Source organism: Rhizobium sp. Rhizsp82, assembly GCF_047325115.1.
Classification (GTDB): Bacteria; Pseudomonadota; Alphaproteobacteria; order Rhizobiales; family Rhizobiaceae; genus Rhizobium.
Map to the genome: position 1 here is coordinate 1,318,860 of NZ_CP168571.1, position 14,920 is coordinate 1,333,779.

15 protein-coding genes and 1 pseudogene are annotated in these 14,920 nt (G+C 54.0%); 7 read left to right on the forward strand and 9 right to left on the reverse strand.

Features of this window, described 5'->3' with window-relative positions; all coding sequences use genetic code 11:
* Positions 1-175 precede the first annotated feature (175 nt).
* Entirely contained in the window at positions 176-1,345 is a 1,170-nt protein-coding gene (locus ACEN84_RS30275) for a DNA adenine methylase (protein ID WP_413711640.1), read from the forward strand.
* Positions 1,345-2,184: a DpnII family type II restriction endonuclease gene (locus tag ACEN84_RS30280; RefSeq protein WP_413711641.1), complete on the forward strand. Its 840-nt coding sequence runs from the start codon at positions 1,345-1,347 to the stop codon at positions 2,182-2,184. The genes ACEN84_RS30275 and ACEN84_RS30280 overlap by 1 nt, the downstream gene beginning before the upstream one ends.
* A gap of 617 nt (positions 2,185-2,801) precedes the next feature.
* Here ACEN84_RS30280 and ACEN84_RS30285 read toward each other — a convergent pair.
* Positions 2,802-3,110 (reverse strand): hypothetical protein, encoded by a 309-nt coding sequence (locus ACEN84_RS30285; RefSeq protein WP_413711642.1) that lies wholly within the window; start codon positions 3,108-3,110, stop codon positions 2,802-2,804.
* Between the two features lie 366 nt (positions 3,111-3,476).
* On the opposite strand from ACEN84_RS30285, the pseudogene ACEN84_RS30290 reads away from it, so the two are divergent.
* Positions 3,477-3,608: pseudogene (locus tag ACEN84_RS30290) on the forward strand (hypothetical protein); the annotation flags it as partial.
* Positions 3,609-3,731: 123 nt separating this feature from the next.
* Positions 3,732-4,487 (forward strand): IS1595 family transposase, encoded by a 756-nt coding sequence (locus ACEN84_RS30295; protein ID WP_413712523.1) that lies wholly within the window; start codon positions 3,732-3,734, stop codon positions 4,485-4,487.
* On the opposite strand, the gene ACEN84_RS30300 is transcribed toward ACEN84_RS30295, so the two are convergent.
* The gene (locus ACEN84_RS30300) at positions 4,484-4,945 is read right to left on the reverse strand and encodes a hypothetical protein (protein WP_413711643.1); all 462 of its coding nucleotides are present in this window, start codon (positions 4,943-4,945) and stop codon (positions 4,484-4,486) included. The genes ACEN84_RS30295 and ACEN84_RS30300 overlap by 4 nt on opposite strands.
* A 112-nt stretch (positions 4,946-5,057) precedes the next feature.
* On the opposite strand from ACEN84_RS30300, the gene ACEN84_RS30305 reads away from it, so the two are divergent.
* Together ACEN84_RS30305 and ACEN84_RS30310 are read left to right on the forward strand one after the other, a co-directional pair.
* Complete coding sequence (locus tag ACEN84_RS30305; RefSeq protein ID WP_413711644.1) at positions 5,058-5,444, forward strand: hypothetical protein; 387 nt, start codon at positions 5,058-5,060, stop codon at positions 5,442-5,444.
* 3 nt (positions 5,445-5,447) lie between these two features.
* Positions 5,448-7,319 (forward strand): KGGVGR-motif variant AAA ATPase, encoded by a 1,872-nt coding sequence (locus ACEN84_RS30310; RefSeq protein WP_413711645.1) that lies wholly within the window; start codon positions 5,448-5,450, stop codon positions 7,317-7,319.
* A 314-nt stretch (positions 7,320-7,633) separates the two neighbouring features.
* Here ACEN84_RS30310 and ACEN84_RS30315 read toward each other — a convergent pair whose 3' ends face one another.
* From ACEN84_RS30315 to ACEN84_RS30340, 6 genes are all read right to left on the reverse strand, one after another.
* Positions 7,634-8,413: a hypothetical protein gene (locus ACEN84_RS30315; protein ID WP_413711646.1), complete on the reverse strand. Its 780-nt coding sequence runs from the start codon at positions 8,411-8,413 to the stop codon at positions 7,634-7,636.
* A gap of 797 nt (positions 8,414-9,210) precedes the next feature.
* A complete protein-coding gene (locus ACEN84_RS30320) occupies positions 9,211-9,738 on the reverse strand; it encodes a TadE/TadG family type IV pilus assembly protein (protein ID WP_413711647.1) in 528 nt (175 codons plus the stop codon).
* Positions 9,735-10,262, reverse strand: coding sequence for a TadE/TadG family type IV pilus assembly protein (locus tag ACEN84_RS30325; RefSeq protein WP_413711648.1), 528 nt, complete (start codon positions 10,260-10,262; stop codon positions 9,735-9,737). Before ACEN84_RS30325 ends, ACEN84_RS30320 begins: the two co-directional genes overlap by 4 nt.
* Positions 10,259-11,578: a pilus assembly protein TadG-related protein gene (locus ACEN84_RS30330; RefSeq protein WP_413711649.1), complete on the reverse strand. Its 1,320-nt coding sequence runs from the start codon at positions 11,576-11,578 to the stop codon at positions 10,259-10,261. The genes ACEN84_RS30325 and ACEN84_RS30330 overlap by 4 nt, the downstream gene beginning before the upstream one ends.
* A gap of 446 nt (positions 11,579-12,024) precedes the next feature.
* Positions 12,025-12,708, reverse strand: coding sequence for a hypothetical protein (locus ACEN84_RS30335; RefSeq protein WP_413711650.1), 684 nt, complete (start codon positions 12,706-12,708; stop codon positions 12,025-12,027).
* Positions 12,709-13,084: 376 nt separating this feature from the next.
* Positions 13,085-13,420: a hypothetical protein gene (locus ACEN84_RS30340; RefSeq protein WP_413711651.1), complete on the reverse strand. Its 336-nt coding sequence runs from the start codon at positions 13,418-13,420 to the stop codon at positions 13,085-13,087.
* Between the two features lie 453 nt (positions 13,421-13,873).
* Here ACEN84_RS30340 and ACEN84_RS30345 point away from each other — a divergent pair, with 453 nt between their 5' ends.
* The gene (locus ACEN84_RS30345) at positions 13,874-14,149 is read left to right on the forward strand and encodes a hypothetical protein (RefSeq protein ID WP_413711652.1); all 276 of its coding nucleotides are present in this window, start codon (positions 13,874-13,876) and stop codon (positions 14,147-14,149) included.
* A gap of 189 nt (positions 14,150-14,338) precedes the next feature.
* Here the strand turns inward: ACEN84_RS30345 and ACEN84_RS30350 are convergent, their stop codons facing one another.
* The gene (locus tag ACEN84_RS30350; protein ID WP_413711653.1) at positions 14,339-14,845 is read right to left on the reverse strand and encodes a hypothetical protein; all 507 of its coding nucleotides are present in this window, start codon (positions 14,843-14,845) and stop codon (positions 14,339-14,341) included.
* Positions 14,846-14,920 lie beyond the last annotated feature (75 nt).

The window sequence follows — 14,920 nt, forward strand, 5'->3', positions numbered from 1 at the left end:
GAACTGCGCAACGGAATTCCCAACCTGAGCTTGCGATCGCCGCAGGAGAGGCCTCGGTATCGCGAGATCGCTGTCCACGCGGCTAAGGCCGATATGCCTGTCGTCAATTGCAGACGCCCCGATCGTATCGTTGGTAGTTGTGCTTAGACTATGTGACAAACTTGGGCGGTGCGAATTGGGCATCTCAGAGACGCGAGATTACGAGGTCTTTACACTTGCTCCGCCGCGAAGCTACCATATCCCTATGAGAGAATCTGCCGTACCAGCTACTTCTGATTTCGACAACGTTGTACCCCTCGTTCCCGTCAAGGGAGCGGGGTTGCCGGCGCAGGCAGGGCTTTATCCGGAACTACGGTACATGGGATCGAAGAAGCGTTTGTTGCCGTGGATTTTTGAGATATTCAATACTCTCGATTTTGACAGCGCGATGGACCCGTTTTCCGGGACGGGCAGCGTAGGATATTTGTTGAAATCAATGGGAAAGCGGGTCGTCGCGTCTGACTTCCTCAACTTCACCAGCTTGGTTGCCACTGCAACCATCGAAAACAACAATGTCCGGCTCGACGGGAAGGCCATAAAGCGGCTGATTGACCCAACGCCGCCAGACGCCAGCTTTATTGAGACCACGTTCGCTGACGTCTTCTATACTAGGGACGATCTCCAGTTTTTGGACAGAATTTCGGGAAACATCAGACGGCTCGAAGGCCGCCACGAGAAAGCGTTGGCATACGCGGCTCTGTTCCGATCGTGTCTAAAAAGGCAGCCCAGAGGCGTCTTCACCATTTCCGGGAATCTCGACCACTATGACGACGGTAGGCGCGATCTGCGACTATCCCTCGAAGAACATTTTCTTGAGCAGATAGAAGTTTATAACAACGCCGTATTTGACAACGGTCGCCGCAACGCTGCCTCGCAGGGCGATGTATTCGATGCGAGCGATCGAAAGATCGACCTCGTGTACCTCGATCCGCCGTACGTCCCCCGATCGGATGATAATTGCTATGTGAAGCGCTACCATTTCTTGGAGGGGCTTTCGGCCTACTGGGAGGGCATGCCGATAGATGAGTCGACCAAAGTCAAAAAGATCGCGAAGAAATACACCCCATTCAGCTATCGGAAGACGGCTGTTGATGCATTCGATCGAATGTTCTCGAAATTCCAGAAGAGCATTATTGTGCTCTCCTACAGCTCCAATGGCTTCCCTGATCTCGCGGAGCTTGAGCGACTAATGCGAAAGTACAAGCGAGACGTCCGGGTATTTGAGAAGCCGCACCGATACCACTTCGGGACACATAAGAATGTCGAGAGGGCGTCGGTGCTCGAATATCTCGTCGTAGGTCAGTGATGCAGGTAGTTCAACAAAATTTAGATGATCTGGTCGCCACTCTGAGCCCACTGGACGTCGATTGGATGGATGACGTGGCCGCCTCTGCAATCGCGCGACTGAAGGCGATCCCCGCGAAATCGTCCTATGATGCCACCGATCTCGAAACGCTACTCAACGAGGATTTTGAACAAGGAATTCTGTGCGTACGCCTTTTTCTTGCCTTATCAAAAGACAGCATGACTGAGCGTCTGCGGTCGATTCTCGGCAATGATGGAATCGGTGCTAAGCGATATGCCAAGGAGCCAGACGTTTTCGTAAGGGCCCTGCTGTCTCTTGGCGTTTTGGACGCAATGGCTAACACGATCAATTATAAGCCTGTTTGGAGTGACATCCTTGCCGAGCGTCTCCGATCTGGACGCGGATCGGCCATTCAAGGACAGAAGCGTGGCCGGGGTTTGGAAGATTTCGCTGAGAAGATTGTTCAGCAGGTTTTTGGCGCGGCGGCTTACGAAACTCGCTGTAGTTTTTCTGGGGTAGATGGAAAGATCGCAAAATGCGACGTTGCAATTCCTGATCGAGCCACCCCACGGATCGTTATTGAATCCAAGGGATATGGCGCGACAGGCTCGAAGATGACGGACATCATCGGTGACCTCGACGCTATTATTGATGCCAAACGCCACGACTGTCCATTTTTGTTCATCACAGATGGGTTGACCTGGAAAGCAAGACTTTCTGACCTCAAGAAAATTATTCACAGGCAGAACCAAGGAAAAATCACAAAAATTTACACAATGGAAATGGGCGACCAGCTTCTGGAAGATCTAACCATCCTGAAGCAGGAGCTGCACATCTGAAGTGAGGCTCGGCGCTTCAGGCGATCCAAACAGGACTTCGTTTGACCTGCTGCTGGGAAGGTTGGCTTCGTAAATGCTACCGAAGGCGTTTCCCCGCCCGTTTCCGAGCATAAGAAATCGAATTCCGGGCGATTTGCGACAGATTATTCAGATCGCTACTCTCCCCACTTTGTTCACGCCCTTATAATTACCGTGCCCTCCCCGCTGGAAACAATGCAGCGGATGTCCCGACAAGAACCGCGCGACGCATTTTCCGATTGCGCTCCGACCAGGTTTTTGTCACGAAAGGATGGATCTTAAGTTGCATGACGGTTGGCGAGATATTTGATTGTCGTACGAGTGGGACGTATTTTTGAGCTATCCCCGTAAGGAAGGGGTGCAGGCTTGGATTGAGATGCACTTCCTACCCATGCTGCAAAGGCACCTTGAGGGTCTGCTTGCACACGAGCCAAAGATTTTCGTTGATACGAAGCAGCCAACTGGCGTTCAGTGGCCTGACAACATTCCGGCATTATGGAGCAAGTGCCACAAAATGATCAGATAGCGCTAAAGAGAAAGGCCAATGAGGTAGTTCAAGCCTTAAAGCCGCCTGTTCAGGATCATTTTTCAAACATCTATCAGAACACGAAGCCATTTAAGCACAAGGCAGCGTAAGTTACTGCGGCCGCTGCAGCACCGAGTGTGAATAGTGCAGACATAACCATCGTGCGCACTTCGATTTCGGTTGTTGCGACGAAGGTCTCGTAGCAGGAAACAAGAACTAACACGAATGCGAGAACCAACGCGTTGAACTTCATTACGAACGAAACGAGCGCGGGAACCGCGAATAGAGCGTGGGCAATAAGGAAAGGCACGAATAAGGTCGCTGCGGCCGCTAAAAGATAACTCGTGGCTTTGTTCACAGGTGATGAGAAAGATTTCGTCATGTTCGTTCCTTTTACAACGCGACACGTAACTGCCGCGAACACCATCTATGCGTTTTAGCATGTTTCGGATTTCCGAGATGGGCAAGTCCTGTTGACGCAAAACATTCGACTCTCGTTTGAGGGCCTGGTATGGGTCCTTCATGTTTAGATCGATACGAATAGAACGCTGACCTCTGCTTTCGTCCTTCCGACGGAGCCGTCCGCCTATGTCCCGCGTATTGAACGGAAATCTGAACATGCTCAAGAAGCGAATTCCCATCCTGAGGCCGAATTCCTACGACCCCTTCTCCGCTGGAGACCGGAGGTTCGAAATACGACCGTTGCGCCTGGCCTGACCCGAAAGAAGGCTTCGGACAGCATCCGCTATTGCGCCCAGATGGCCGCAATCTCGATCCCGAAAAGGTCTGGTCGCTCTCCGAGGACAACGCCTACGGCCTGTTTGTTGACTTCCGCTGGGCAGACAACGGTGGCAAACCATACTGCCCGCGCTGCGGGTGCTTGGAGCCTTACAGCGTCCGCCGTCGGCGCTTCCGATGCTCCGAGCCTGAATGCCGTGCCGAGTTCTCGGTGACATCCGGAACGGTGTTCGCCAACCGAAAGCTGTCTTTCAAAAAGATCATCATGGCGATCTGGGAGGAAATCACTGCCGCCAAGGGTATGGCGGCGCTCCATCTCAGCCGAAAGCTCAATGTCCAGTACAAGACGGCCTACGTCCTGCTGCAGAAGCTGCGTGAAGCTGTTGGCCTGCGCCGCAGTGCCATCACGCTTCAGGGACTGGTCCAGATCGACGGGAAATACGTCGGTGGCGTTCTCCGCAAGGCGAACAAGAAGGAAGAGCGCAAGGACGGCCGCAAGAAGGAAAACCAGAACGGCAAGCGCATGTGCGTCTTGGCACTGAGGGAGGCTAACAAGCACGCCCCGAACAGGACGCTGACGCGGGTCATCATGGATGAGAACGGCAGAGACGCTTGGGCAGCCGTCGCAAAGCATGTCGATCCGAAGGCGCTTCTGATCGCCGACGAGCATAAAGCCTATGACGATCTTGTCGGCCTTGTTTCCATTCACCGCGTGAATCACAGCCTTCAGTATCAGGAGGATGACGGCACGAACTCAAACGTGATCGAGAGCTTCTTTAGCCGCGTCGAGAAGGCCTACCAAGGCGTCAACCACCGCTTCTCAACGAAGTACCTTGATTGGTACATGGCGATGCTTTCGTGGAAGGAGGACACCCGCTACATGGGGCTGCGGTGGCAGTTTGCCGATCTCCTGAAGACGATCACTGCTCGGCCAACGTCGCGAAATCTCTGCGGCTACTGGCAAGGTGCTGCCCAGAACATCAACGACCAAGTCTGGCTCCAAGGTGAGCCACCGGACTAGCGGCTGATCTCCCACAGATGGCGACGGCCATCGACAGTACCAGCATGCCTGACCAGCCCCTGCTTCTGCAGGCCATGGAGCGTTGCCGAGAACCTGCTCGCCAACGCTGTTTCCAGTCGTTCCGCTTCCTCACCCAGATCGACATCTGTAGAGAACTGTCTCGCGATCTCGGAGCTGGAGGTCGGTCGATCCGAGCGTCTCAGAATATCGAGAACGACGTGGCGGTTGTTCTTGCCCTTCAGAAGTCCGGTGACACGGCTACTGGCCGTTTCCCGTGGTGTTGAGCGTGATCTCTTTAACGCAGCGCCAGTCGTCATGAAATCTGGATCATAGGCCCTGATGACTTTCACGAAGGCGGCGCTCTGATCTTCGAGATTACCGATCTGCCGCCGCAGCAGCTCGATCTGAGTGTCGATTTCGACCAGCTTCGCTTTCAATCCGTCGACAATTTCTACCATACTCAACACTCCCAAGGCACCCTCAGGAGATAGCATCCGCCTTCATCGGAATCTTGTGGCACTTGCTCCATAATGCCGCAACATTCGTAACGCGCTTGCCCGCAGCCGCGTAATGATTGCTGTCTGGACCCCGCCTTACTTTTCCTCTCGCTGGTGTATGGCGGAGTGGGAAAGCATGTTGCAGCGGCAGGTTTTCCTAGCCAACCACGGTATCGTGCAAGCCCAGGGCTTGGTCTTGCCCATTGTATTTTCTGATGGGAAAAACTTTGATCCACGGGCCAAGAACACACAAGCAATAAATCTGAGCAGTCTCACCTACCCTTATGATGCCTTTCGCGAGAATGGAAAGTACCTTGATCTTGATGATCGGGTGCGAAGCATCGCGGAAGACATTGAGGCGCGGCTTGATAACTCCCCGGACTGGCATCCGGACTTCCCGATTGCCAATCCTGATACGGTGGTATTACAGGATGCGCCCATGAAGCTGCCGAGATTATAGATCATGGGCACCGTTGTAACGTTTTATTCCTACAAGGGCGGGGTGGGCAGATCATTTGCCCTGGCGAACGTTGCAACTTTGCTCGGCCGCTGGGGATTTCGCGTGCTATGTGTCGATTGGGACATCGAGGCTCCTGGCCTGGAGGATTTTTTCAGACCGTATCTCGATGCAAACGAAAATAAGCAAGCGCCCGGCCTGGTCGAGTTGCTTGCGAGATTCGCTAGGACGCGCCAAGTGCCCCTCGAGTGGCGTCCATACCTTCTCACGCTCGCCGGACAAGGCATTCGCGGTGTGGACCTCATCAAGGCAGGCAGGGCCACTCCAGACTACATGCGGCGGGTGCAGAGCTTAAATTGGAGCGCCCTTTACAAAAAAGGCCTCGGAGAAGCCCTCGAGACGATGTTTGATGAAATGAGGATGGAGTATGATTTCATCCTCATTGACGCTCGGACAGGTGTCACAGATTTTTCGGGAATCGTGACGGCTCAGCTCCCCGACATTCTTGCCTTTCTGTTCACAGCCAACGAGCAAAGCCTTGAGGGTGCGACTTCGGTAGCGCGACGAGCAGCGGCAATTCGAAACGATATTGCTACTGATCGCTCTCGCCTACTTACGCTGCCAATCCCCGCTCGTTTTGAAAACCAAGTCGAACACGATATTTCGTCAAAATGGCGGACGAAATTCGCTGCCGCACTACCAGAATTTTATGATGGCTGGGCGAGCAGGGACATCTCCACAGAAAAGTTGGTGCTGGCCAGCACAATCCCATATGTTCCCTACTGGAGCTTCGGTGAGCGCATATCTGCGATCGAGGACAGTAACTACGATACCTCCAGCATCAACTACAATCTGGAGAACATCGCTGCGCTAATCGCTCACAAACTGGGGCAAACAAGGCTGCTTATTGATTCCAGAGACGAGTATGTTGGTTCTGCACGTCGGCTAGTTGGCTTTGAAGGACCCGCAGTATTCATCAGTTATACAAAGGGAAGTGAGCATACTGCTCGTGTGGTCGAGAAACGGCTGCTATCGAATGGTATCGCAGTCTTGACACCTGACAGTGCACCTATGGGCGTTAGCCTGCAGGACGCCCTGCGAGAATCAATTAGTCGAGCAACCCACTTTGTTATGATAGTGGGACGAACCGGCCCGCACACACGCTCGGTGTCTGAGGATGCAAGAACCTTTTTAAGGCAAGCAGCTATTGACGAGAAGGAGAGAATTTTCCTTCCTTTCGTTTCAGTAGACGTTCCGCCGTCGGAAATTCCACCATTGGTCCGACAATTCTTGTATAGAGATTTCGATCAGCCGGAGGCCCTGGCCGAGGAGGTATTGCGGCGCATAAGGATAGACAGCGGTAAGCCGGCCGACACAGATCTTCTATATTTTTCGGTGAGTTCGGATGGCGACACGCCTGTCGAAGATGCCCAAATTTGCGCGTTGGCAGACAATGGCACTACGGTCGAAACAAGAACCGACCACGCCAGCCGCGCTCAATTGAAATTGGCGCCGGGAAGATCATATCAGTTCCTGATAGCTCATCCCGATTTTCTCTCAACGATTATTGCCGATTTCGAGTTGGGACGCACCCAGCGAGTGAGGCTGCGGCGGTTCAAGCACACGGGGTCCGTGATTGTTCAGTCGATCGGCTTTATTCCCGGATTGCAGGGCAGGCTCAATCCGATACTCGACACTCTAGATCGTACGTACCTCTATGCTGATAACATCGCAATCAATGGCGGCAAACGTCAGCCTACTGAATTCAAACTAGATCAATCGTTGATATTAGAGGACAGCGCAGGCAAGTCGTTTCGTGTGTATGTCAGGTTGATCCAGGGACGAACGACGTTGTTGGACTATGAGCCGCTCCCTTGAAACGATAAGTGCCTGCAGTGAAGAAAAAGGTGCAGCGAGTATCCCGGAGCATAGATACTAGGTTCCTGCAAATTTTTATGACTCTGAGACCGGTTCGCTCACCTTGCGTCGTGTGAGTTCAGGTGAAGCACCATATCCAGGAAGTCGTATCGCTGCTGCTTCTGAGATAGAAGCAGCGTACGCGAATGATACACGTTGCTCCCCCTGGTTGTCCCGACACGGCCTTTTTCGAAAGCTTGAGACAATAGAAAACGCTGCAGTGCTTTGCCTTCGCGAAATAAGAACTGCGTGCCTGCCGCTTACTTACGCTGGCTTCACGCTGGCGTCGTGGTCGCTTCACGCACCTGATAGATGTCAGCAGTCTCCTCCATCAGACCGACTATTTCGGGGATCACCGTGATCATTTGGAACAGGGCAGAGTGTGACATCTGAACTTTTATGCGCGCTGCTGTCTTCTTGAGGAAGGTATGGGGGCGACTGGAGCCGACCTCGTCCGGGATATCGCTAAGGCCTTCCAGAAGGCTTTGCGCGGCATCGCGAAGGTAAAGAAGCTTGTAGGCGAGCAATCCGTCGAACAAGCGGCTTCCCTCGACAAGCTGAGGGCGCTCCAAGAGAGCCAGAGTGTGCGAGGCTAGATGGCGCAGCATATACGCGTTGTCGACCATGAACTCGATCTGCTCCTGAATGGTCGGCACCTCTAGCATATCCTTATGCAGTTTCTCTGCATGGAGTAGCCTACCCTTCAGGCCTTCGAGCTGTGGATGGATGGCGCGCTCGACCGCAATCTTATCGCCGCGCATAGCCACTTCTAGCTGTTGGTTCCCTAAGGCAAGCTGCTCTCGGTGTCTCCCTTCAGCCGCGTCATCCGTTTCCTCCATGGTGTTGACTGTCCACCAAGCGGCCACGACTGCCGCGATGCCCGCAAATAGCGTCTGGAAGTCGTAAAGCACATTCCTGAGCCACATGCCGCCATGCCTATCGTTAAGCACGAACGGATCGCCAAAGAAAACTACCATCAATATGGCGCATGTGCCGACGAAGATCGCCGCGCCGAGCACCTTGCTCTTGTTGGAGAGGTTCCTCTGGTTCTTCATAGTCAGCGCCGAGACTTGATGGTCCAGCCGCGCCGACGTAAAGCCCGCGTTGCGCTCACCTGCAGCAGAAGCATGACGGCAGCAATCGGAATGGCGCAATACGCCCAGGTGTTGAATAGCTGCTCTGACGTCATCTTTCCGACCGGCTCCACATGCATGATTATTGTCACGCTTACCTCAAGTTTTCCCGTCTGACGAGGCCCTTAAGCAAGGCCAAAACGCCCTCCTCGCAACGGGGCGTCACGGATGCTTGACGACATGCATCCTCACTTGCGTATGTGTAACTATTTTACTTTTTTGGTAGTTCACCAACGCTGGTGAGTAAGGCGTGGCACTTTCGACACGCCGAAGCGCTTAAATCGTGATTAAAAACCATCGTGAAGGCAAACCTGTGCATAAACACATGGAATATGTGGATGACGAAAGTCAACCGCTTGACGACAGCCTCGTTAGCATTCGCTAAAGCATCTTTTGGTTGCAGATATTGCGGTAAAATTAAGCGTTAGACTCCCGAAGACCGCTGACAATCTCGGAAGCGGGCGACCGGGCGGGCTCTACACCAGCCAGTGCGTCGCGCAAGAACCTGCTTCGCGGATGTGCCTCCCAGAACGCCTTTTATTTTAACTCCCCAACGACAGCGGACCTTCAGGCAGCGTTCAAGGCGATTGGCGACTCGCTGTCCAACTTGAGAGTTAGCAAATGATCCTCTCGGGAAGGGAGATCGGCACCGTAGGCGGTGGGTTTGATTGACCTCAGGTCGTTCCGCCGGGGCACCTTTTGAAGTGCGGTGCGAGGGTTCAGTTTGTTTTAGTAATCGCCGCAGTGAACCGGGGACGCTCCGTAACCGCGTTCTCGTAGTTTCCGATCGGAAGACTGAGAAATCCGGACAAAGGGGACGGCTGAACGGAGCTCTCAACCACGACAAAGGAATCGTTGTCGGAGATCATCGGAAATGTACGCTTTGTGACGTCCCCGTCGGTCAACTGTTGCCACGTGACTGCATAGGACCAATCGACCTTCAAGCCCGAAGCACTTTTCTTGACGCTGCTTATCCGGAATCTAATCGCACTCGCAGGTCGGTTCACCATGCTCTGAAACAGAGTGTAGCATTGGTTCAGGTAGGTGCTGTCCACCGTTGTTTTCCGAGAGATCACATCCGAGATGACAGAGGTGGCACGTTCTGCGGTCTTGGCATCGCGAAAGAGCAGGGCCAGGATGACGCTGCCGAGAAAAAGGGTCAGGATAAGCGGCGCGACGAGCGCGAACTCGATTGCTGCCACACCATCATCAGCCCTCAGGAATCGCTTCAGCAGCTTCATCGTCATGCACCAGGCTCATTCACAAAGGCTGAGGAAGACGAGAGGAAATACCCGCCCTTCCCGTCCTTTGGCATGCTCAACGCCAATCCAAGCAGCGGAGTGATTGGGTCGGTGGTGAAACACGCTCTCACGTACATAATCGAGCCGCGTTGTCCCGGAGAGAAAGCCACAACGGGTGAAACGTTGCTGCCGCGATCAACGCAGGGCGTATTGCTTGATGGGAGTGCGCCCGATGATATGTCTGTCATCTCAACGACAATAGACGATGCGCAGCCGGGAAGCATGATCGCCTGATTGCAGACTGCTGCCTTGATCTGGTCCTGGGTTTTGGCCGCAGCGGTAGCGCCGACACGAATGTCACGTATTGCCAGGTCGACTGCGCGATCGAGCATCGTCGCTTCGATGACCATCCAGCCGGCCTCAAACGTCGAGAATATGATGGCGAAAAACAGCGGAGCGATGAGAGCGAACTCCACCGCGGTCGCTCCGGATCGATCTCGGACGGTAGATTTAAAGCGGTTCAGGATCATTGGGTTATCCGGATCTTCTGGAGCGTTGTCGCGACCGACTGAAAAGCCTGACCCATGTCCAATCCGTCGACTTTGTAGGCGTAAGACGCGTCGGTCGCACATTTGGCGATATTATTGGCAGTCGGGGTGTCGACCTTGAATGCAATGGTGAAAATGGTGATGCCTTCAGCTTTCGCGTAGGCGCACACCTTGTCGTAAAATCCACTTGCAACGTTCGCTTCAAACAGCGTCCGAGATTCCTTTTGGATGTTTTTGTTGGTTACTTCATTGGTCGCCGGGTCGAGCGGTCGTGGCTGAAAGCCGATCTGACCGTCTGTCATCAAGACGATGAACTTGAGAGTCGCACCGTCCGTGAAGGCCGCAGGGCGGTCTGAAAAAGTGCTTGGGATCGCATTAGCCAGCCCTTTGTCCGCGATGGCTTTGAAGGTAGTCTTCATAGACGGGTTCAGCAGAAGCTCGGCCCATTTCATGCCATATGCGGTGCCAGTGCCATCGAATGGCAGCAACGCGTCAACGCGGGCTTGCAGATCCTTGAGGTTGTTCGACATGTAGGCGACGGAGGCGCTCGCAGTAGGGCACCACCACGGCTGCTTTCCGGAGACATTGTAGTTATAGTACGTGAAATGCGGAAACTGATCCCGGGAAGCCCAGACAGGAGTCCCTGAGACAAAGTCCGTCGAGAGCATTTCGAAACAGGAAGACTTCGTATGACGCCGCTGGTAGGAAGCCCCGCCAAGGTAATCGAAGACCTTATCACCGATGTTAACTCCCCCAGCGAACGGGATGAAGTTCACCGACGTAAAGTCTTTGGAATCGTCCCTGAGGACCGTAGCAAGGAAGTTCTTCGCAGCTGGTTTCAACTGCGCCATGCCGCCGTTGTCCAGCATTGAACCCGAGATGTCGAGAACCATAGAGAGCTCGATGTTCTGGCGAGACTCTTGTGCCGTCGCTGTCGCCTTCACTGGGAGCGCGTTGATGTTGGCCAGGCGCATGAACACGGTGTTGTAATTGAACGAAGCACTAGCAGTGACCTTGCGGTAGTTGGTTTTCTTCTCCTCGGTCACGGTGACTGTCGCAGCCGAGGCATATGGAGCTTCAGCCAAAAAGCTTTTCACCAGCGGAGTTGGATCTTGCGTTTGATTGAGCGAGGCCGCCGCAAGGACACCACGATCAAGAGCGTTTTGAAGCGCGACACGCAGACGCTCCTGCTCCACCAAGTCGATTGCTCCGCCGGCCATCAATGCCATAGGCACGAACAGCGCGGCAGTCATGATTGGCACGTTGCCCTGACGTGCTGATAAAAAACGGCGAAACATGAGTATCCCCTACCAAGCGGTTCACTCATACATGTTCTGGAGATAACATTTAGTGAAGGGAGCACGCAGCAGTTGTTTACGGCTGATTCTATTGCTGCCGGAAGGCCAGCCGCGAACAAACCCCGTCCTTTGCCACCGCCCGGTAGTGCGACCGCCGCGGCGAATAAAATGCTGCATATCAGCTCGAAGTTGGCACTCAGGAGGGCGTCGCGAATAGGCGTCTCTGCAGTCCTGTGCTAAGGCTCTCCGCCTTCACCTCGAAGACGGTATGTCGATATCGCCCTCGCGCATTCAACGCCCCGTAAGCCGCATTGAGTTCGATACATGTGGGATCAAAAATGCTGAGTCGATCCCATCGCTCACGGACAGCAGGTATCGGCACCGCAACGAAACCAGGCGACCGGCCGTCTAGATCAACATTTTGCGCATCGCGTTTCTCATTCAGATCAGGGCTCCGGGTAAGTGAAAACAGCTTGAGCTCTCTCGGTCGGCAACTCCCAGCGCCCATCCAAATACTTATAAGAAACCTTGGATACCTTGCCGTCGGGCCGGATGAAAACTTCGACCGTCGCTTCGTAGGGAAATTCGTGCCATTTTGCTGAATAGCGCCGATAGTTGACGCCGTCCTCAGACTTCCGAGAAAGCGGTTTGCATCGCTCAAAAATCGGCGCATAGCGATCCAAGAGGGTCGGCGGTGGCCGATCACTATCGATCCATTTGTCGGCGACCGCTAGCTTGTAGACGCCCCCCATGTAGTTTGCCCTAAACTCGCTGTGCAGCTTCGAGCGACCGTTCGTCTCCACGCGGTACCAAGTTTCCGTATAGCTCGGGGCGCTCCTGGTCATCAGATACGCTTTATCGACCTCAAGACAGGCTGGATCCGTAGTCGGTGATTTGGACAGAGGCGGCGAACTTGGGGCGGCCGACCCCTCCACTGGTGAGACCGTGATGGCGCGGGTTGGATCGTAGTCAAAAACCTCTAGCATGTTTGCTGCCCTGCCGTCTGACTGAGGTGCGAAGTGCCGTAGCAGATAGGTTATGCGATCCGTCGATTTTTCGATCCAGACCTCTCCGGATGCGGAGGTTCCTGGCCCATGCCAGTCGAACGAATAGTGAGTGGTGTCGCCCACGGACAGTACTTGATCCTCTAAAGGCCTGCACGACGTGAACTTTGGACCACCGGATGCTGTTAGAAGAGACGAAGGTGGCCGGTTGACCCCAAACCATACCGTTTTGGGCGGCTCTATCTGGTAGGAGGATGCCGATGCAACTCTGACCTCAAATGCACGCCTTCGAGTTCCGTTCGGCTCTATGCGATAGGCATCGCTGGAGTAATATGGCGTAGTACGAGAGTTTACGTAGGCTCGGTTCAGGGCATCGCAAGTCGAATCCAATCTGCCCCCTTCCGTGGCTTGTGCACGACCGATAGCAAACGACAGCGTCCCGAAGGCCGCGAGGAGAATGCTGAACTGCCACAAAGTCGCTGGCCCCGCTTTCATAGACATCTCACCAAGGAAGGTCTGGCTTTGCATTAGGTTTTTCTACCCAATCGCGGCGGTTTTCCCAAATTCCAAACGTCTCGTCCGTCCGAAACGGCGAATGTCCGATGAAATGGCGATCAACCCTGAGAATCTGGCTAGCGCCGGAGGATAGGATGACGGTCGCAAGAGCATGAAGATTTCCGCGCCGCCAGTCTGCTTCGATGTACATCGCTGGCACACCTCGATAGGTAGACACAATTGCCGGCTTGCAACTCGTGAACACCGGCCGTCCATCCTCCACCGTGTAGAGCTCCCAACGTTGACGAATCGACCAGCCCATCACCGTATCGAAAATATACATGTACCGGCCATTCGATCTTTGTTCAAATGCGAGGGTTGTGTGCCCGTCCGGCCAGACCTCCCATTCTTGCACCGTGTAACGACTGCTGTTGTAGCCGCGTTGTAACGGTCGATTGACGGCGCTGCAGGATCGGTCCTCCTCTGCGAGTGGCTCGTTGAGCTCATACGACCGCCTATCCTCGGTCAACTTTGGAGGGTAAGGAGAGGTGTCATCTCGGGCATAGCCAGTCGATAGCAACACAATCAGAATTGCTTGGACGGCTGCGAAACGTTTCAGAACGAACCCTCTCTAAAGCTGCTTCGTTGCTGTTGTGCGTCAAACACTACGGCGCTGCAAGTACCGCCGCAGCGGTGTTTGCCGACAATGAGCGCCGCGAACGCTAAAATTCTATCCTTCGGATCAACCGGCATAGAACGAAATGTCTGATACATTTGCGGAGCATCAGGGGGCACCATGAAGTTCATAACGATCGTCGTACTGAGTTCTGCCGCAGCTTTTGCTGCCGGGGCCGGTGGTTACACGCTGTTTCCCACCGTCATGGCAAGCGCGACAAGTGGCAAATCTTGCGTGATCAAGGGGAACATCAGTATTGGATCCGGTGAGCGAATTTATCATTTGCCGGGTCAGCACTATTACTCCGATACAGTCATACGCCCCGAGTATGGCGAACGTTGGTTTTGCACAGAAAAAGAAGCGCGCTCAGCAGGCTGGCGAAAGGCCGGCTATTAGCGGACGGAGCGTTTCCGCGCAAGGTCAATTGCTGTTCCCTGAAGTGCGTTTCCGGCAAACACCTGATGAGACCGGCCCTTTCAGCCTGAAGGGTTCGCTTCAGAGCTTCATCCTTTATGTTCCCGGTTCATTCACAAACGCTGAGGAAGTGGAGGAATACTGCCCTTGTCGTCAACATTCCTTGACCTATCAGCCCTTCTTTCGGACCGATTTCAGGCGAATGTAGGGATTATTCGGATCATACGACATGACTGGACGTCCAACTCCCGGCTTTACGAGTCCAGCGGCTAAATGACCTTGAGGACCAAAAAGGTAACCCGTTCCGGCGCATAGGTGTGCGAGAGCTCGATAGTCGACATACTTCACACTATCGTCCACTAGAAACGCCGCGTCGTTGTAGGCCTTGCCAGTGATGGCCGAATAGCCTGACGATTTCTCGAACGTGTTGAGAGCCTTTTTGTTGACGTTCGCCCCACGGCATGCGTGGCCCAGTAGATCAGCGAGATATACGACGCGTAACGTCTGCGCATCTTGTGTCGGCAGCGGCTTCATGGCCTGAGAAACATAGTAGTTCGTGGCAGGATCGTCAGTCATCGATTTCTTCCAGAACTCGGGCATTGGAGCCGCAATGGCAGATGCGAACGATAAAATCGCCATCGCGCCTGCGACACAGATAGTCTTCAAGTAAAAGTTCATTCTAACCCTCCGTTATTGAGCGGACGCGGTAGGAGCCAGTCTTGGCAACGCTGTCCGGTGTCCCCAAGCGCGGAC